Source organism: Acidovorax facilis (genome assembly GCF_023913775.1).
GTDB classification, from domain to species: Bacteria; Pseudomonadota; Gammaproteobacteria; order Burkholderiales; family Burkholderiaceae_C; genus Acidovorax; species Acidovorax facilis.
In genome coordinates this window covers 85,146-103,499 of record NZ_JAMXAX010000003.1, presented here as the reverse complement: position 1 = coordinate 103,499, position 18,354 = coordinate 85,146, and the positions used below count along the sequence as shown (strand labels likewise).

Genomic DNA, 18,354 nt, shown 5'->3' with positions numbered 1-18,354 from the left:
GTGTCCTTGCTGGCCGCCAGGCTCAGAACTTGTCCAGGTTGTCGTGGGGCTCGGCCATCGCCACGACCACTTTGCGTGGCCCCTTGAAGGGCGAACGCGCATGGGCGATCAACATGTTGTCGAGCATCGTGACGTCCCCCTTCTCCCACAGGAACGACACTGTCTCGGCATCCAACACGGCCCGCACTTCATCGAGCATGGCGTCGGGAATCGGGGAGCCATCGGCGAAGTAGGTGTTGCGCGGCACGTTCTCGATGCCCAGCAACTCCTCCAGCGATTCGCGCACCTCGGGCTGCAGGTTGGAGATGTGGAACAGATGCGCTTGGTTGAACCACACCAACTCACCGGTGACCGGATGGGTCTCGACGGCTTGGCACAGCTGCGTGGTACGCAAGTCCCCGTCGGGCTTCCACTCCCAGCGGATCGCAGCCTTGCGGCAAAACGCTTCGACCTCGTCACGGCTCTCGGTGTTGAACACCTTCTGCCAAGGCACATCGAAGTCACCGAAGTTGCGCACGTAAATGATCCCGGGCGCAAAGCGATCCCGAATTGCCGCAGGCATGCGCCGGTAGATCGCCCGGCTGTCGGCAATCGGTGTCTCGCCGCCCTCCGCAGCCGGCGTGACGCAGTGGAACCAGGCCTTCATGGGCCACATGCGGGTGTAGGCTTGTTCGTTGTGCAGCGGAATTGACTGGTGGGCCGGGTACTCGGTCGTCGTGTAGACGCCGCCGCCCACCTCCGTGCGCGGGGTAGAGCCAAAATCGTAGGAAAGCAGCGGATGACCGAAGCCCGCCGCAAATGCACGGAAGTCTTCCACGCTGGGCACATCGAACCCCCGCAGCAGCACGCCTCCGACGGTCGAGACCATGGATTCGATGTCTGAGCGCAACCGATGCTGCGCGTCCAGCAGCGACTCCCCCGGCATGGACGGCGTGATCAGCACGGGCAGATCGGATCCCACCGGCGCCTTGCGTTCGAATCGAGTCAATACCTCATTCATGTCGAGTCCTTCCCATCAGCCAAAATCGTCTTGAGCGGCCTGTCCGCTAACACTGCGCCGCAGCAGCGCGCCTGAGGAACGGCCGAGGCTCGTCGTGGAGCGCGCAGGCCACGGCAGCCGCATATCCCGCGGGGGCATCGAGTCGCCATGCGCCCAACCGGGGCCAAGCAGGTTCAGCGTCGTGCAGGCGATAGCGACAGTCGTCGCCCGCTGCGGGCTGTTCCACGGAGAGCCGCTGGAGGTGGTCGGCCACGCCCACACCGACCGCCTTGAGCACCGCCTCCTTCGCCACCCAGCGCTCGAAGAACCCGGGCTGCCGTCCGGCATCCATCTGCCGTTCGCGGGCAGAAAGCACCTGCAGTTCCAGACTCGGAACGTCGAGTGACGGATCGCAGCGCTCGATGTCCACACCGACGGCGCCGCAGTCAGAAATCGCGATGAGCGCATGGGAGCCGGCATGGGACACGTTGAACTCCACGCGCAGATCCGCCCCACACGGCTGGGCATGCTGCGGCTTTCCCCGGGCGTCAACGAAAAAGCGCAGATCTTGTGGGCGACGCCGCGTCCGAGAGGCAAGCAGACGCCGCAAAGCGGCGCGGGTGGTCGCGTAGCGCACGCGATCCTCGGCCTTCGCGTACCGAAGCGCCCTCGCCCCCTCGTCCTCGGCGAGGACCGCCCAATCAGCGTCGGCCACGGGCGCGGCAAGGTCCAGGTCAAGCCGCCAGACCTGGACGTGTGCAGGTACGGAATCAGGCAGTGCAAGCTGCTGCATGCTCTGCTCCAGAAAATCGATGCACCAGATCGCGCACGACGGCCGCCAACACCTCCCGCTCGCACGGACGAATGAAGAAGTGCCCGCCGTCGAACCAGTCCAGAGAGAACCGAGCACCCGCCTCCTGGCGCCACGCCTCGATGCGGTCAGCGGCGATGTCGTCGTTCTTGCCCGCAAAGACATGGACGGGAACAGGCAACGGCGCGGACTCGACATGCCGAAAGCTCTCGCACACGCGGTAGTCGGCCCCCAAGGTGTCGAGCGTGAGCCGCAGCAGTTCCTCGCTGGCAAACACCTCGTCCGGCGTGCCGCCCTGCTTGCGCAAATCGGCGACCAAGGCTGCGTCGTCGTTCTTGCCGGCGAAACGCTGCGGATCCCGCTGCGACGGCGCCGGGCTGGCGGACGCAAACAGCGCCCACGGCAAGGGCCGCTCCAGCGCGCGCTGGCGCTGGGCAATGCCATAGGCCACCAAGGCGCCCATGCTGTGTCCGAAGAGGGCGTAGCGGCCGCGCAGCGAGTCGGCATGCTCATCGCAAAGCTGCGCAACGAGCTGCTCGAAATCCTCGACGAAGGGCTCGCCCAGGCGACCACCCCGGCCCGGCAGCTCCACGGGAACGATGCGAATCCACTCGGGGAGCAGACGACGCCAGCGCAGGTACATGGTGGCGCTCGCGCCTGCGCACGGCAGAGCCAGCAGGTCGACGTACGGGGGCCGCATGGAAGGCATCACTGGGTGGCTACGGCGGAAGCGTCCACCACCTTGGCGGCCTGCTCGTCCATCCACTTGCGCAGCGACAGCGGGCGCATGTCGGTCCAGGTCTTCTCGACGTATTCGAGAACGGTCTTCTTGTCACCCTTGATCTGGACACCCTTATCGTCCGTCACGGCGTTCCAGCCACCGGGCACCTTTTTCCAGTGCGGCCAGATCGAATACTGGTCCTCATGGTTGACGAGGACGATGAAGGTTTCATCCTCGCGATCGAAGCAACTCGTCGTCATCTGGCATCTCCTTGCGTTGCAGGTGAAGGGCGCCGGGCGCCGAGCGGCGGTTGCCTCTCGTGAATTGCCCGTCCTTGCCATCAAGACGAGGCAGCCGAGAATTTGTTTAGTCCATCGTCGTCCCGACCCGTCTCACGACATGGCGGCGGGATCCTGTGCTCGCAGCAGGACAGCGCAAGCAAGGGGGCATCGACAGCCGCGCCAGCCGCTTGGCGGCCCCCATGAAGACAAATGGCGGCTACCGGAGACCGGTCGCCGCCATTTGCAGTGAAAGGGAAGTATGGAGAACTACACCCCGCCCGCGATGCTCATTCGCCGGCAGGGTCGCCACCTCGGGATGGTGGCGAAAAATCGTTGACCGGCGGCACCAGACCCGCAAGCAGCCAGATCTTTGCCGCCTTGTCGTAGGCCGCCCGGTTGGCTAGATCAGCCTGCAGCCAGGCTGCCAACTCTGCGTTGAAGGCCGGATCGCCAAACCCCACCTCATGCTGCCTCTGAACCCAGGTCCAGGCAGCGTCCCAGCAGGCGTCTTGGCGAGTCGAAGGTTCGTTGTTCATGGAAGGAGCGCAGTCATGCAGCGATGCCTCCAACAATATCAAGATGAAAGTACCGTGACCAGAGTGCTACAACCGGTATCGACACCGGCGTGCATGCATCACGGTGATGTTGCCTGGACGACGAAACCGCTCTGACCGCCCCCGGTGGGGAGCATACGCACCCCTGGCGCCGTCAGTCGTCGAGGATGTCGCGGCAGCCTGCCAGCGCCGTCATCACATCCTTGATCATGAAATTCACGAGTGTGGCCGAGACGCCCACGATCTTGGCGATCTCCCGCTGGGTCTTGCCTTCCAGGCGATACAGTTCGAACACGAACCGCGTCCTTGGCGGCAGCGCAGCGAGAGCGACCTCGATCCGCTCGAGCATCCGGCGCTCGTCGAAGCCCGCATCGGCCGGTTTGCCGCCCTCGACCTCGGGCAGATCGCCATCCGGGCTGCTGACAATGCAACTGCCTTCCACCACGCGGCGCCGGCAATAGTCGAGAGCCATGTTCCGCACGACCTGGCAGCAGTAGCCGAACGGGTTCAGCACTTCCCGGGCACACACGCCGTCGACCAGTTTGAGGTAGGCATCCTGCAAGACATCGTCAACCTGGTCGTGGCGGCCGACGATCTTGGAGGCAATCGAGCGAAGATCGCTGCGGCGCGCGAGATAGACCTCGACCAGCGCATGTTTCGGCGGATCAGATGTCGTCATGAAGACCTCCCTGCTCAGGTCGGCCACCCAGGGGCGGCACAAGATGCTCTTTCAGCGAGAAACACCGACGCTCGGCGGCGTCTTGCTGGTGATCCCGCGGTGCGCGGCGGCCCGAGGTGCTGGAATTGCACTGGACATGACCGCCGGAAGAAGGGAACGATGCGCTCCATGGCCCTGCAAGGGCCGGCGATGCCACTTGGCCTCGGCCCGGCCAGCAACGGCCCTCTGCGCGGTCCATCAATGGCTCTGCAATTGAGGCACTTCGATCCAGCAGGCGAAGATGGGATGGCCATCGATCACCATGGGAGATGCGGCGCGGTGGGCCAGAAAGCCCGCACGGCGCAGCAGCCGCTCAATCCCGAGCGGCGACACGGTGATGAGACGTTGAACACCATGCTCGGCAGCCACCTTGAGCACCGAGCGCAGCAGATCGACCGCAACCGGCGAGGAGAACTGCCTGGCCGCGCCGCCAACGGGCCCCGCCTCGAGATCGACCGCCGTGAAGCGAGAGATCTCCCACACCTCGGGATCCCTGGGCACGGGCAGCGAGCCCATCAGTTGCGGAAACACTTCGCCCAGCAGGTAGGGTCTGTGGGTCGGCAGCAGGCGCGCCATGCCGACCACCTCCTCCCCTTTGCGGGCGACCAGGTACACCGTATCCTCCCGGTCGAACTGATCCAGTTCGAGCCCATCGCGGCAGGGCAGGTCCCAGCCCAGCATTTCGACGAAGACCCGGTACCGGAACCGGGCCACCCGACCCATCATGTCGTTGGCCAGGGTGCGCTGCGTACCTGCAAGGATTTCCATCGGATGCCCCGTCGATAAATGCGAATGCTTCGCATTTCACATCAATCTGCGGACACGAGGAAACTCCACTATTGTTCAGGTGCACAAACGGACACCTTGTGCGTCCGGTCTTTGCGCATGGATAGTCCAGGTCGATGGCCCGCTGCAGCGCAGCACCGCTCGCCATGACATGAGCAGGCGTGCCCGCCGGGCCCACTAGACGGCGGGCGACGATCAGTTCTCAGGGCAAGAGGCGGGAAATTCTGCCTGCCCAGGACGACAAGACCCTTACCGATTTCAGGTCATTTGCGTCGAAGCAAGTGTAGCCAGTCAGCGCGAAAGCGCACGACCGCGCGGCCGGGGGCCGCTTGACGCGAACCGATCAGGTGGTGACGGGGCACAGCGCAATGGCAGAACGCGTTTCATCTGCCCATGGGATGGCGTCGACAATGCTGGCGAGCACCTGCAAGTTGCGCTCCCAGCCGTAATCACGCTTGGCGCTGTCGATGAGCATCACATTCGAGCGCGGCAAGCCAACCCGCATGCAGTTCGCCTCACCGGTCTGCAACCGATCAAGGCGCCAGTCCCATCCCAACGAGACAGGCTCGGCCATCCCCTCACTCACCCATTCGGTGTACCCCATGATGGTGGTCATGGTTCCGCAGCGACGCACCTGACTCGGGTCATCCTCGTCCAGGCCAGACACCAGATGCACCAAGCGAACAGCCAGCAGATCCTCGAGTGCGATCCGCAGGAAGCCGTCACGAGGCGCTGCGGGTTTGGCTTCGGTTTCCACCAATCGATTCACCTCTTGAACTTCGGACGCCCATCCTGGTCTCCTGACACCAGGAGTGTCGGCAGTCCTTGCGCTCAAAACAACAAGCCCATGGCGACCGCACGGGCAACCGCTGCGGTGCGATTGACTGTGCCGAGTTTCTCCGCGGCATTGCGGGTATGGAACTTGACCGTGGCCACAGAGATGTCCAGGATTGCGGAGATCTCGGTGACGGTCTTGCCATCGGCCGCCCAGCGCAGCACCTCCTTTTCCCGGATGGACAAGGGGATGTTCCACTTCGCCGCCAGCACCCTTCGGAACCCCTGATGTGCGGTTTGGGCAAGCCAGCGCATGCGGTGCTCCTTCGCAGCCAGTTCCTTGTCCGTGAGTGGCTCGCAAGTTCTCGATAGCGTCAGCATGCCGCCGACGCTCAGCCCCTCCAGCGTTGACTTCGCCCAGCCGACACGCAAGCCGGCGTCACGCGCGTCGTCCCAGAGTTCGGGCGTCGTCGCGAATACCTCGTCGCCCCAGATGATAGGTTGCTGCGACACCGCCCCCAGCTGCACCGTCGGATCGACGTCGAGATAATTGCGCTCTGCATAGCGTTGCTGCCAGAGCGTCGGGTAGCTGTTGAGCATGATGGTCCTCGGACTGGTGACCGGCACCGGAAGCCGCATGCCGTACGCGCAATACTCGAAGCCCAATTGCTCGGCAGCGTGCTGCACCTTGTCAAACAAGGCGTGCTCGCTGTCAGCCCGATCGATCTCGTGGAGCAGGTCATCCGCCCAAGTCATCAACACCTCCGAACAAGCGGGGACCCGCTCGGTCGCGCCCCGTTGGCTGCCCAGGGTTCGAACCGAGCGGCTCCACAAGAATGGGAACCGCTGTCTTGCGACAAGCGCTGCTCGGCTCCGTCTGCCTTGACCAATCAGGCCCCCTGGGTGGACAGAATTCCGGCTTGGTTTTTCAGAGTAGCACGCCATCGTAGACAAGCCGCACGGTTTAGCAGCATCGCATAACAAGGAAATGACGCGGGCGCCCATGTACCGGCACCTCATCCAGGCAAGCGGTCGTCCAGCATCGCGCCGGCGGGAACCGTCATCGGTAGCTCGACGTCGGTGTAGAGATCGGTCATCAGCTCGAAAATCTCCGGCCTTCTGGGGAGCAGTTCCCGCACGGCCTGCTTCTCCGTGATCCCGAGAATCAGTCCAATCTGCTCCTCGTCAGCACCGCGCGCATCCAGCCGGAACGCGACCGTCCGTCTGAGTGTCATCGCCGAGAGGCCATGCATGTTGATGCGCTTGAAGATGCGGCGGTAGGTGTCGAGCATCTGGCGGCACAGGAAGCGAGTTCGCCCGTCCAGATCCTGGCACTTCACCACGTAGGGCTGTCCTGCGTCGTTGAGGAAGAGCCGGTCGGTCGGCGTAAAGCCCCGATAGGGCGCCTCGGCTTCAGGCACCATCCCGTGTTGCACGAGGCGAAAGGCCAAGTAGCTATCGATGGCCTTGACCGCCGCCGCGCTCCGAAAGAACAGCGGCCGCTCCTTGCGGTTCACCGACACCGCCGCGCGCATGACCGAGCAGGCGCGCACGGCCCCACCCGGTTCAAGGTAGTCAGCAATCTCCAGCCTTGCCACCTCGAGAGGTCGCGCACCCGTGGCCAGCACGACGTGAATCAGCGCCATGTCGCGCAACGGCGTCGGACTGCGCAGACCCGCCCGATGGATCATCGTTCTCACATCCTTGTCGGAGAGGACTTGGGGCGGAGCATCGGGCAGAACCTCACCGGCTTCGAACTGATTGAGCGCCGCGTCAACACCTGCCCTTGCTGCGCGCAGCTTGTGCACATAGCCCGTCGCCTCGGGGTTGAGCCCGTCGATACCGACCTTGCGTTGCAGCAGCTTGGCCAAGCGCTTGACACGATGTTCGATGGCCGTCCGGGTCAAACCATGGGCGGCAGCAACGGCGTCATAGGTCTCCCCGGCAAGGACTGCCCTCAGTATCGCAATGGACAGGCGGGTTGACTCACTGTGCATTTCAAGCGCGGTGCATGCGGAATGGCCTGCCTCCGATGCTCTCGATCCAGCCCCATGCGGGACAGGAGAAGTTCGGCCCAAAGAAGGCCGAACTCGGCATCAGCTTCCGCCCGGGAAGCGGGTCGGATGTGCCCAGCCCACGCTCGCCCGTCCGCGCACAACACGCACTGCTCATGCACACCCCACCTCAAGCGGTTCCGCTCCTGAGGTCGATCCCCGTGTGAATGGACGGGCTCGATGCCCAGCCCGCCACAAACAACCGCCCCACACCGCCTACCGGACGAGAAACCAAGCTTCCCAGGTGACACGGCATCTCCTTGTCGGCCAGGACGGCCGGTGACATTGGCATCCCCAAGACCCGGGCACGCCAGAGATTTGGACGTGGCGCGCTCGCGGGCCATCGCACGGCGCCCACTGCACGCGAGACACTGAACGGGCTTGCGGGTCATCGCGACCCGGCGCACGTCCTGACGGACGATCCGATCCTCATCGGCGTCGCGGTCGTTACCCGCCCCTCGCCAAGAAGTGCCACCTCCGCCCTTGCTGCGGAGAACGTGGCACTGCCGCACGACGAGCGTTACGCGCCGTCGAGACGCCGCACATGCATCGCAAGCGGCCCGGTCGTGAGACGACCGAACGTCGTTGTCCGGGTCTGCACTGCTTCGGCCCGCACCTTCAAACCCCATCGAGGAGTTCCACTCCTCATGACGGGCGTGGGGACTCCTTGTTTATCCGGAGTCCTCAACATGGCGAAGAAAGCCACATTTGTTTCCATTTCGTATTGGCTCCCCGGCTTCGAGCCCGAAGCTGACCCAGCGAGTACGCCGGCCAGTCCAGGACATCAACCTGGCCACCAGACGCCGCAAGTTCTGGCGCACATCGCGGCGATCCCCAGCGATGAAGCCATCGAAGTCGCAGCGCCCCGGGTACAGAGTTGGCGGCTCTCCTTCGTCGAATCGAACGGCGCTGTCCGGGAGACCTTCCCGCGATTGCATCCTGCCGATCTGGAAGGCCTGGGGAGCGCCGTGGCCAAGTTCGACGCCAACGTGCGCGCGATCGAGGTCCTGGCCCGCATCGAGACCGAGAACCGCTCGCCGGACAAGGACGAGCGCCTGGCCATGGTGCGCTACACCGGCTGGGGCAGCCTCCCGGCGGCGTTCAACCTCGAAGGGAAGGAACCGGCCTGGAGCACCCGGGCCCGGCAGTTGCAGTCCCTGTTGAGCGAGGCCGACTACGAGTCGGCCCGGGCTTCCGTCAACAACAGCCACTACACGTCGCTCGACGTGATCGATGGCCTGTGGGCCGCCGTCCGGCGGCTGGGCTTCACCGGTGGGCGAGTCCTCGAACCGGCGGCCGGCATCGGCCACTTCATCGGCGCCATGCCGGAAGACCTGATGGCAGCGTCCCAACCGACTGCGGTGGAAATCGACCGTCTGTCGGGGCGGCTGCTCCAGGCTCTGTACACACCGGCCGGCGTCACCGTGCACGTCGCGCCCTTCGAGAAGTCGTCCTTCCCGGACGGCTGGTTCGATCTGGTGATCGGCAACGTCCCGTTCGGCAACTACAAGGTGCCGGACACGAGCAACCGGCCCTATGCCGGCTTCAGCATCCACAACTACTTCATCGCCCGTTCGCTGGACTTGGTTCGACCGGGTGGCCTGGTGGTCCTCATCACCAGCAGCCACACGCTGGAATCGCACAGCACGGCCGTGCGCCGGCATCTCGCCTCACATGCTCACCTGCTGGGGGCGATCCGCTTGCCCAAGGGCGCATTCGCCGAACTGGCAGGGACGGAGGTCCAGACCGACGTCCTGATCCTGCGCAAGCGGGAAGGATCGGAACCGGTCGAGGGTGACTGGGTCGAGCGTTTCCAGGCCCCTGACGGCCTGATCGACCCGAGTCACCGCCGGCCCTACATGCCGGTCAATGCGTGGTACGCCCGTCATCCCGAATGGGTGATCGGCCGCCTGCGCATGGAGAGCAACGGCTACGAGGAAGCACCAACAGCGGTCTACGAGGGCGACCTCCCCGCCGCGTTGGCCGAGCGGATCGCGATGCTGCCCGAGGGCATCTATCGCCCCGCCAAGACCGCCGCCCTGGTCGTGCATCCCCCGGTCCCCGCCGAACCTGGTGCAAGGCCAGGAAGCTTCCGTATCCGCAACAGCCGGCTCCATCGGGTGGATGGCGGATCGCTCGTCGATGTGCACGAGCTGTTCAACGCCACCCAGCGGGCAAGGATCACAGGCATGTGCGCGATCCGGGACCATGCCCGCGCACTGCTGGATGCCCAGCTGGCCGAGGACGGTGACGAGAAGCTACGCCCCTTGCGGGCCATGCTGAACGGCACCTACGACCGCTACGTGGCGAAGTACGGCTACCTGTCGACGCGGGCCAATGCGCTCGCCTTCCGGCGCGACCCGGACTATCCCCTGCTCCTGTCCCTGGAGCACTACGACGAGGAGACCGAGACCGCCCGCAAGGCGGCCCTGTTCACCCAACGGACGCTGCGCCGCGTGACGGCGCCGAACTCGGCCGACGAGCCGACGGCGGCGCTGGCGGCGTCGATGCAATGGCGTGGCCGGGTCGATCCGGGCTACATGGCGCAGTTGCTGTCCGCTCCGGAAGAGGCGGTCACGGCGGCGCTGGCGGAAGCCGGACATATCTTCCAGGACCCGCTCGACGAGACCTGGAAGACGGCCGATGAGTACCTGTCCGGCAACGTCAAGGTCAAGCTCGACCAGGCGAGGATGGGTGGGCCAGCCTACCGGCGCAACGCCGAGGCCCTGACGAAGGTGCAGCCGGAAGATCTGCCGCCGGCATCCATCGAAGTCCGCTTGGGTGCCGTCTGGATCCCGGCCGCCGACGTCGAGGCCTTTATGCAGGAAGCGTTGGAGATCAAGGACTGCAAGGTCCGGTATTCCGGCGAGGCGGGCGCGTGGTCGGTCGAGTACTCCGAGTGGTCGGTGCGGCAAAGCGTCAAGGCCACCCAGGAATTCGGCACATCGCGCATGCATGCGGTCGCCCTGGTGCTGTGCGCCCTCAACGTGCAGACCCCGACGGTCAAGGATCCGGTGCCCGACAAGGACACCTACGTCGTCAATTCGGACGAGACCCTGGCCGCCCGGGAGAAGCTCGGGCTGCTGAAGGATCGCTTCGCCACCTGGGCTTTCGAAGACATGGCCCGGCGCGAGCGGCTGTGCGCGCTCTACAACCGGCTGTTCAACGCCACCCGGCCGCGGACTTTCGACGGTTCGCACCTGGTGCTGCCGGGGTTCTCGCAGTGCTTCAAGCTGCACCCGCAGCAGCCGAACGCGGTGTGGCGCATCGTGCAGTCCGGCAACACCGGGCTGTTCCACACGGTGGGGGCCGGCAAGACGGCAGTGTGCGTCATCACCAGCATGGAGCTGCGCAGGCTGGGCTTTGCAGCCAAGCCTTGCCATGTAGTTCCGAATCACATGCTGCAAAGCTACACGGCGGAGTTCGTCCGGCTCTATCCCCAGGCCTCGGTACTGATGGCCACGAAGGAAGACCTGGAAGGCGACCGCCGCAGGGAGCTCATCTCGCGCATCGCCACCGGCGATTGGGACGCGGTAGTCATCACCCACGCGAGCTTCGAGCGCATCAAGACATCCCCCGAGTTCACCGAGGGGTTCATCAAGGAGGTCATCCATGACATAGAACTGGCCGTGCGTGCGGCCAAGAGCGAAGACCGGTCCAACCGGATCGTGAAGCAACTGGAAAAGATGAAGAAGAGCTGGGCAGCGCGCCTGGACAAGCTGTCGGCTCAGAGCAAGAAGGACGACCTGCTGACCTGGGAGCAACTGGGCATCGACTGGCTGTTCGTGGACGAAGCCCATTTGCACAAGAACCTGTTCCGCTTCTCCAAGATGCGGGTGGCAGGCCTGCCCATGGCCAGTTCCGAGCGCGCCTTCGATCTGTACCTGAAGACGCGCTACACGATGCAGTTGCACGGCAACCGGCAGCGGGGCGTGGTGTTCGCAACGGCGACGCCCGTGGCCAACACCATGGCCGAGATCCACACCATGCAGCGCTATCTGCAGCCCAACCGGCTCGCAGAACTGGGCCTGCAGCAGTTCGACGCCTGGGCCGCCACCTTCGGGGAAGCGGTCACGGCGCTGGAGATCGCCCCCGACGGCAGCGGCTACCGGATGCACACGCGTTTTGCGCGCTTCATCAACGTGCCCGAGCTGATGTCGATTTTCGGGGAAGTGGCGGACATTCAGACCGCCGAGATGCTGAAGCTGCCGGTGCCGAAGCTGCGCGGCGGCAAGGCCCGCATCGTGGCCTGCCCGCCGAGCCCGCAGTTGAGGGCTTTCGTGCAAACCTTGGTCGAACGTGCGTCGGCGATCCGCAGCGGTCACGTGAAACCGGACGAGGACAACATGCTGGCGGTCACCAACGATGGCCGCAAGGCCGCGCTGGACTTCCGGCTGATCGTGCCCTCGGCCAAGTTCGACACCGCGGGCAAGGTCGCCGCGTGCGTACGCGAGGTGCATGCCATCTGGCAGCGCACGGCGGCGTTCCGCGGTGCCCAGCTGGTGTTCTGCGACCTGTCGTCCCCCAAGGGCGGCAAGGCATTCAGCGTCTACGAGGATCTGCGTACAAGGCTCATCGACGCCGGCATTCCCGAGCAGGAGATCGCGTTTATCCACGACGCGGACACCGACGCCCAAAAGGCGAAGCTCTTCAAGAATGTCCGGGAAGGCCGCATCCGGGTGCTGTTGGGGTCGACCCAGAAGATGGGGATCGGCACCAACGTCCAGGACCGGCTGGCAGCCCAGCACGACCTGGATGCGCCGTGGCGTCCGTGCGACGTGGAGCAGCGGGAAGGCCGCATCCTGCGGCAAGGCAACATGAACGATGAGGTCGAGATCTTCCGCTACGTCACCGAGGGTTCCTTCGACGCCTACTCCTGGCAGACCCTGGAGACCAAGGCGCGCTTCATCGCGCAGGTCATGCGCGGGGATCGTGGCATCCGCTCCGTCGAAGACGTGGCGCTCGCCGCCCTGTCCTACGCCGAGGTGAAAGCCCTGGCGTCGGGCAACCCGCTCGTCATCGAGAAGGCGGGCGTGGACGCGGAGGTGGCCAAGCTCTCGACGCTGCAGTGGGTGTGGCGCAACCAGCGCTACGCCAACGAGCGCGAGGTGACCGAGTTGCCGCTGTCGATCGCGGCGCTGGAGAAAAAGCTGGCGGCCCACGAGGCCGACCTGTCCCGGCTGGAGCCGCAAGAGATGGGCTCCATCTCGGTGGAGTTGGGCAAGCGGCGCATCGTCGGACCGGACTCGGTCGGCGAGGCGTTGCGGGCGAAGGTGCTGGCGACGAAAGAAGAGGCCGCCAGTGCGCACATGCGCGTCGATCGCGTCATCGGGCGCTTCGGTGGCTTCGATTTGGGCATCGTGTGCGCGAGCGGTGAACACGTGCCGGAGCTCTACCTGGCGGGCAGCGCCGTGTACAACGCGACACCCTACCAGACGGGGCCGGCGCTCGTGGCGGGCTTGCTCGCCACGCTCGGTTCCGTCGAGGAACTGGCTGAGAAAGCCAGAACCCTGCTGCAGACACGCCGCAAGCGCCTGGCCGACCTTGAAGTCGAGCTGGGCCGGCCGTTCGAGCATGAGCTGCGCCTGAACACGCTACGAGCGCGTCAGGCTGAACTGATCGAGCAACTCGACCTCACGAAGGACGAGGCCGGCAGCCACGCGGCTGACGCCGACGCCGACGCCGCGCTTGCCGCCGCATGATGGACTCCCCCAGTCGCAAGGCTGGGGGATTTTTTTTCGCCCCGAGAAAGAGTCGTTCCCCTGCCGAGCAGCGTTGCCGCGGAGAGCTACTTCGAAGTTCACCCATCGCAGGCCGTTCGCAACATAAAATTAGTGAAATCGCGAAGCACAATAGTAGTCTGTTGACGCATCGCAATAGTAGTGTAACCATAGCGCGCAATACTAGTGTCACCATCAGACATGGCCACACCCAACGAGAAACTCGCCGCATCCCTGGAGCAACTCAAGGCGCTCCAAGACAAAGGCCTGCGCGTCATCCGCAGCACAGCCCTGTCCCGGACGCACCGCGAGCGCCTGAGCAAAGCTGGATACCTTCAGGAGGTCATCAAGGGCTGGTATCTGCCGGCCCGGCCGGAGGTGTCCTCCGGCGGCCACGAAGGCAGCACGGCCTCATGGTTCGCCGGCATGCGCGACTTCGTCGCCGGCTACTGCGAGGATCGATTCGGCGCGAGTTGGCACCTGAGCCCCGATCAATCCCTGCTGCTACGCTCCGGCGAGCGCACCTTGCCCCGGCAACTGCAAGTCTGGTCCACCGCCGGGAACAACCAGTTGGTACCGTTGCCCCACGGCTGTTCCTTGTTCATCTACCGCGCGCCCGCTCTCCTGCCGGCCGAGCCGCATGCAGAAAACCAAAGCATCCGCCTCGTGAACCTGACGGATGCGCTCGTGGCCGTGTCAGCAACTTTCTTCGTTCAGCAACCTCTGGCGGCGCGCGTGGCCCTGGGAATGATCGACGACACCGTACCGCTGCTGCAGAGGCTGCTGGACGGCTCCCATTCCGTCATCGCAGGACGGCTCGCAGGCGCGTTCCGGGCGGTAGACCGGGCGGATTTCGCAAACGGCATCACCCAGACCATGCGTGGCGCCGGCTACACCATCCAGGAGGTTTCGCCGTTCGATGTGCCACCGGCACCACTACCCGGTGGCCGCCCCGTGTCGCCCCACGTCCAACGCCTGCGCCTCAACTGGGCGGCCATGCGCGACCCGGTCATTGCCGCCTTCCCGGCACCCCGCCCCCCCCGGTCCACGGAACAGGCGCAGATCCTCAGGGACATTGAGGAGCGCTACGTGGCGGATGCCTACCACTCGCTGTCCATTGAGGGTTACCACGTCACGGCGGACCTGATCGAGAAAGTGCGCAACGGCGCCTGGGATCCGGAAGGCGCTGACCGCCAGCAACGCGACGCCATGGCCGCCAAGGGTTATTTCGAGGCCTTCAAGCTCGTCAAAGACTTCATCGCCGGCACACTGCAGCGGCAGGCGCAACAGATGGGGCCACAACCCTTGCGAGAGGCAGTGAGTGCCTGGTATCTGGCGCTCTTCAGCCCTAGTGTGCAAGCCGGCCTGCTCAAGCCTTCGGACCTGGCGGGATGGCGCAACAGCCAGGTGTTCATCCGCGGTGCGCTGCACGTGCCCCTGGCAAAGGAAGCCGTGCGCGAGTGCATGCCCGCACTGTTCGAGCTCATCGAAAGCGAGCCCCACCCCGCCGCGCGGTCCATCCTGGGCCATTTCCTGTTTGTCTTCATCCATCCCTACATGGATGGCAACGGCCGGCTGGCCCGTTTTCTGATGAATGCGATGCTCGTCACCGGCGGCTACGTCTGGACCGTCATTCCGGTACAGCAGCGGCAGGCCTACATGGATGCCTTGGAGCGGGCCAGTTCCTACGGCGAGATCGAACCGTTCGCTCGCTTTATCGCGCAATTGACCCGTGAGCAGGAACGGAGTCCCCTGCCCCGGCCGCGCTGACAGGTATTGACCTCTCCCAGGCCTACCAATCTTGCAGACCGGACCAACCCAATGACCACACCTGCAGCAGGATCAATCATGAGTAAGCTCACTCCACGCGAGCGGACAACTTCACGTTTTGCAAGGCTGTTCTTCGCCGCAGGCTGCACTCTCGCGGTGGCGCTTCAAGCCACGGTTGGCCTCTACTTCACGCGCCACTATTTTGTCGCGCATTTCCTGCTGGGGCTGTTCCTTCCCTTCCTGTTCTACAGCATGGGTGGCATGCGCCTGACCTTCTGGATAGGCATGGCGCTCACCGCCACGTGGCACTTCGGATACGAGTTCTGGGAAGACCAACTCGATCGCCCGGTTTACACACCGGACTGGGATCAGATCGTGTCGGGGACGGTGGGGCTCGTCGCAGCCTGGGTGACTTACCGCGCGTGGAATCGCCACCTCGACGTGAGAGCGCAGCAGTCGGTAACCGCTCCGCGCAGTTCATCATAACGACGAGAGGCCCGACCCCGGTTTTCCGACCGCCCCTTCCAGGGGAACCCCCTGTCGAAAAGCGGGGGCCGGGCGCCTCGACGACGGCTCACCCGGAGGCTGCGCCGCCTTCTCCCTGAGCCTTGATCCAGGCACGAACGTCTTCCGCCCGCCAAGCGGTGACACGCTCGGACAGCTTGATGGGCGCGGGGAACGTTCCCGCGGCGACACGGCGCCACAGTGTCGAGTGGGAAAATGGCAGGAAGACGAGCAATCGGGCTTCGCGCACGAATCCCGTCTCGGGCAAGGTTGGCGGAGGTGCGCTCGCCGCACGCGAGGGCGAGACGAGTTGAAGGATGGTGGTTGCGGTGGGCATGTTCGGTTCCTCATACAGGCCGAAGTTCATGACCCCCTCGTCACGATCGTGCTAGGTCAGTGTCGAACGATCGCTAGGGAAGCGCACACGCAAGGCTTGCCATCGGCTTCCCAGGCGACGGCACATACGAAGAGACGGGTTCTCGGCGGACCAGACGGTCCTTCTTGACGAACGGAATATCGGGCAATCAACCGCAGCGACCGCGGCTTGCCTGCAGCAAGAAAGGCGGGTCACGTCCGCAACGCCCAGCGCTCCATGGGCGCCAGGTTCATCGAGCCGAACAGCATCTGCTGTAGCACTGCTGTTTCACGGCTTGACGTGGGCGATACGGTATCGCACGTTCTGAACGACGATCAAGGCACTCCAATCCAACGCAGCAAGACTCCACCCGCAAGTGGCCGTAAAGGCGATCGCCTGAGCTGGTCCTGGCGATCCATCAGGCTGGATCTCCGGCCTTTGGTGCCGGCTCATCAACAGGGGATTCGTAGCGAGCCCCCTCACCAAGGTGCTCCGCCTCGATGCTGGCAACAGCCTCTGCGCCTTCGAGCGATTCCTCGACCAAGCCATTGTTGTGAGGCTCCTCGGATGCCTCGCGGACATCACCACCGGCCTCTTGGCCCCTCGCGGCAGAACCTGCTGCCGCAGCCAAGGCATTCATCCGGCGCCGCAGACCCGACGCCAGGCTACGTGCCGAGTTGGCGACATCCCGAACCTGGCGCTTCAAGGATGCCCGCTGCTGGTCCAAGAGCTGGGTGTTGATGACCTCGTGGATTTCCAAGGTCTGCAAGAGCGGCATCAACTGGTCGAGCTTGGCGATCAGTTCGAGATATCGCCTGCCGGTCGACGAAATGACCCCCACCTCGATCTCCAGCGGCCTGGTGTCGTAGGTGGCGGCGCTGGTGATGCCGTTCGCCTTGAACAAGGCCTCCGCGCCGTCGATGGCCTGATTGAGATTCGTGGCGACACCGTCGATCCTGGACTTGATGGCCTCCTCCACCTTCGCCACGTCGGCCGACTCCAATCGCGTACGGGCGATCACGGAAATGAAGTGTGCGTTGAGCTGCAGGGTGCTGAAGAAGCGCACGAACAGGCGCTTGCCCTCGGCGCTCGTGAAACGGGCCAGCACCTTGATGCTGGCTGCCTCGACTCGCCGGAAGTCCGCCTTGGACTCGCGCGCCAGGATGCGCGCGTTGACCGCGCCCTCGTCGATCTTGACGATCTGCATATCGGATTTGCTTGCCGCCATCGGAGCTCTCCACTATCGAAACGAGGCCGATGTTCCTCGCACGGCAACCTGAACTCCATCCGAATATCCCGCCCAAACCGCCCCAATTTGCCATCACGAGGTGGACTTCGCATCAGGTGGGATTGACCGCCCTGGCGCCGGTCACTATCGTTACCGCATGCAGTAGCTGGCCCTGCGCACCTCTTCGGCAAGCCCCGCGTTCCGAGCGAATCGCGTCCGCGATTCCACGTGCCACCCTTCTCCGCGTGGTGGCTGAGCTCCGCTTTGGACCCTGCTTTCGAGGCGGGAGCCTGCCGCTCCCGTGCCGAAAGCATTTTTCCCAGCGGTAGCTGGCATACCGTCCGGCGGATCGTCCGCCCCAAGCCAGTCTCGTCACCACCAGCCAACGCCCACACGCGTCGGCCCATTTCCACCCTGCGGGGCACACGCCCCGCTCGGACGCGTCGTGCCCCGCGTTTCCTTCCGGAGGCCACGATGCCTGACTCCAACCTTCAGCCCGTTTCTTTCCGTGCGTGCCACATGGGATTTCCTCCGCAGCGGTTTCCCCGTATCGCGGATACCGCCCCCGACCCGCAATCGGTTCAGCACCAACTCGACGAAAGCGACGAAGCGCCGCCCATCGAATGGACCGAAGAGGATGTAGTCCGGCTGCACTGCCTGCTGCTGGACGACCTCGCCGCCCTGGCCGACCCCAGCACGCCGCTCGAGGAGAAGTTCGACACCCTGCGGTGGGTCTTCACGGATCCGGACAAGGACGGACAGCCCTTCTCCTTCGCCAGCTGCCTGCAGGTCGCGGGCTGCAGCCCGATGTCGAACTACCCCTACTTTGGCCGCCTGGACGTGAACGACGTCCGTGACCTGTTGCAGGGCTACGTCCGGCGCTGGCTGCGCGAAACACTCGACCGCTATCCCGCCTGGGTTCGCGAGGCGATCTCGCACAACCCGCAATGGGCGGCGGATCGCCTGAGCAAGAACCCGCAATGGATCAACGAGCAGCTCAGGCGCCAGAACGTGCTGGGCGACCTGTTCGCATGAATCGCCGATCCATGCCCCCATTCACCGGGGAGCGCCCGCGCTCCCTCTTCCGTTTCCAAGGAGA

The 18,354-nt window shown here is 64.6% G+C and carries 16 protein-coding genes; 4 read left to right on the top strand and 12 right to left on the bottom strand.

Annotated elements, in window-relative coordinates; translation table 11 throughout:
• Positions 1-22 precede the first annotated feature (22 nt).
• The 10 genes from NFX52_RS02340 to NFX52_RS02295 all read right to left on the bottom strand — a co-directional run bounded on the left by NFX52_RS02340 (position 23) and on the right by NFX52_RS02295 (position 7,621).
• Positions 23-1,000 (bottom strand): TauD/TfdA family dioxygenase, encoded by a 978-nt coding sequence (locus NFX52_RS02340; protein ID WP_055397018.1) that lies wholly within the window; start codon positions 998-1,000, stop codon positions 23-25.
• 46 nt (positions 1,001-1,046) lie between these two features.
• Positions 1,047-1,772 (bottom strand): 4'-phosphopantetheinyl transferase family protein, encoded by a 726-nt coding sequence (locus tag NFX52_RS02335; protein ID WP_055397020.1) that lies wholly within the window; start codon positions 1,770-1,772, stop codon positions 1,047-1,049.
• On the bottom strand, positions 1,750-2,490 hold the full coding sequence (locus tag NFX52_RS02330) for a thioesterase II family protein (RefSeq protein WP_055397195.1): 741 nt from the start codon (positions 2,488-2,490) through the stop codon (positions 1,750-1,752). Before NFX52_RS02330 ends, NFX52_RS02335 begins: the two co-directional genes overlap by 23 nt.
• Positions 2,491-2,498: 8 nt before the next feature.
• Positions 2,499-2,771, bottom strand: coding sequence for an MbtH family protein (locus tag NFX52_RS02325; RefSeq protein WP_055397022.1), 273 nt, complete (start codon positions 2,769-2,771; stop codon positions 2,499-2,501).
• A gap of 308 nt (positions 2,772-3,079) precedes the next feature.
• Positions 3,080-3,328, bottom strand: coding sequence for a hypothetical protein (locus NFX52_RS02320; protein ID WP_055397024.1), 249 nt, complete (start codon positions 3,326-3,328; stop codon positions 3,080-3,082).
• Positions 3,329-3,500: 172 nt separating this feature from the next.
• Complete coding sequence (locus NFX52_RS02315) at positions 3,501-4,025, bottom strand: sigma-70 family RNA polymerase sigma factor (RefSeq protein WP_055397198.1); 525 nt, start codon at positions 4,023-4,025, stop codon at positions 3,501-3,503.
• Between the two features lie 237 nt (positions 4,026-4,262).
• Positions 4,263-4,832 carry an acyl-homoserine-lactone synthase gene (locus tag NFX52_RS02310; protein ID WP_055397026.1) on the bottom strand — a complete coding sequence of 190 codons (570 nt, stop codon included), beginning with the start codon at positions 4,830-4,832 and terminating at the stop codon, positions 4,263-4,265.
• A gap of 361 nt (positions 4,833-5,193) precedes the next feature.
• The gene (locus NFX52_RS02305; RefSeq protein WP_162239759.1) at positions 5,194-5,607 is read right to left on the bottom strand and encodes a DUF4902 domain-containing protein; all 414 of its coding nucleotides are present in this window, start codon (positions 5,605-5,607) and stop codon (positions 5,194-5,196) included.
• A gap of 74 nt (positions 5,608-5,681) precedes the next feature.
• The gene (locus tag NFX52_RS02300) at positions 5,682-6,380 is read right to left on the bottom strand and encodes an autoinducer binding domain-containing protein (protein WP_055397030.1); all 699 of its coding nucleotides are present in this window, start codon (positions 6,378-6,380) and stop codon (positions 5,682-5,684) included.
• Positions 6,381-6,640: 260 nt separating this feature from the next.
• Positions 6,641-7,621, bottom strand: a complete 981-nt coding sequence (locus NFX52_RS02295; protein ID WP_055397032.1) for a tyrosine-type recombinase/integrase — start codon at positions 7,619-7,621, stop codon at positions 6,641-6,643.
• 746 nt (positions 7,622-8,367) lie between these two features.
• Between NFX52_RS02295 and NFX52_RS02290 the strand changes: the two genes are divergently transcribed.
• The 3 genes from NFX52_RS02290 (at position 8,368) to NFX52_RS02280 (ending at position 15,654) form a co-directional block, all read left to right on the top strand.
• Complete coding sequence (locus tag NFX52_RS02290) at positions 8,368-13,380, top strand: helicase-like domain-containing protein (protein WP_202907149.1); 5,013 nt, start codon at positions 8,368-8,370, stop codon at positions 13,378-13,380.
• Positions 13,381-13,599: 219 nt separating this feature from the next.
• Positions 13,600-15,168 carry a Fic family protein gene (locus NFX52_RS02285; protein WP_055397034.1) on the top strand — a complete coding sequence of 523 codons (1,569 nt, stop codon included), beginning with the start codon at positions 13,600-13,602 and terminating at the stop codon, positions 15,166-15,168.
• Between the two features lie 78 nt (positions 15,169-15,246).
• Positions 15,247-15,654 (top strand): hypothetical protein, encoded by a 408-nt coding sequence (locus NFX52_RS02280; RefSeq protein ID WP_156358681.1) that lies wholly within the window; start codon positions 15,247-15,249, stop codon positions 15,652-15,654.
• An 88-nt stretch (positions 15,655-15,742) separates the two neighbouring features.
• Here NFX52_RS02280 and NFX52_RS02275 read toward each other — a convergent pair whose 3' ends face one another.
• Together NFX52_RS02275 and NFX52_RS02270 are read right to left on the bottom strand one after the other, a co-directional pair.
• A complete protein-coding gene (locus NFX52_RS02275; protein ID WP_341928378.1) occupies positions 15,743-16,039 on the bottom strand; it encodes a helix-turn-helix transcriptional regulator in 297 nt (98 codons plus the stop codon).
• A 406-nt stretch (positions 16,040-16,445) separates the two neighbouring features.
• On the bottom strand, positions 16,446-17,255 hold the full coding sequence (locus tag NFX52_RS02270) for an AcaB family transcriptional regulator (RefSeq protein ID WP_055397038.1): 810 nt from the start codon (positions 17,253-17,255) through the stop codon (positions 16,446-16,448).
• Positions 17,256-17,729: 474 nt separating this feature from the next.
• On the opposite strand from NFX52_RS02270, the gene NFX52_RS02265 reads away from it, so the two are divergent.
• Positions 17,730-18,290 (top strand): hypothetical protein, encoded by a 561-nt coding sequence (locus NFX52_RS02265; RefSeq protein ID WP_202907150.1) that lies wholly within the window; start codon positions 17,730-17,732, stop codon positions 18,288-18,290.
• The last annotated feature ends 64 nt before the right edge of the window (positions 18,291-18,354 follow it).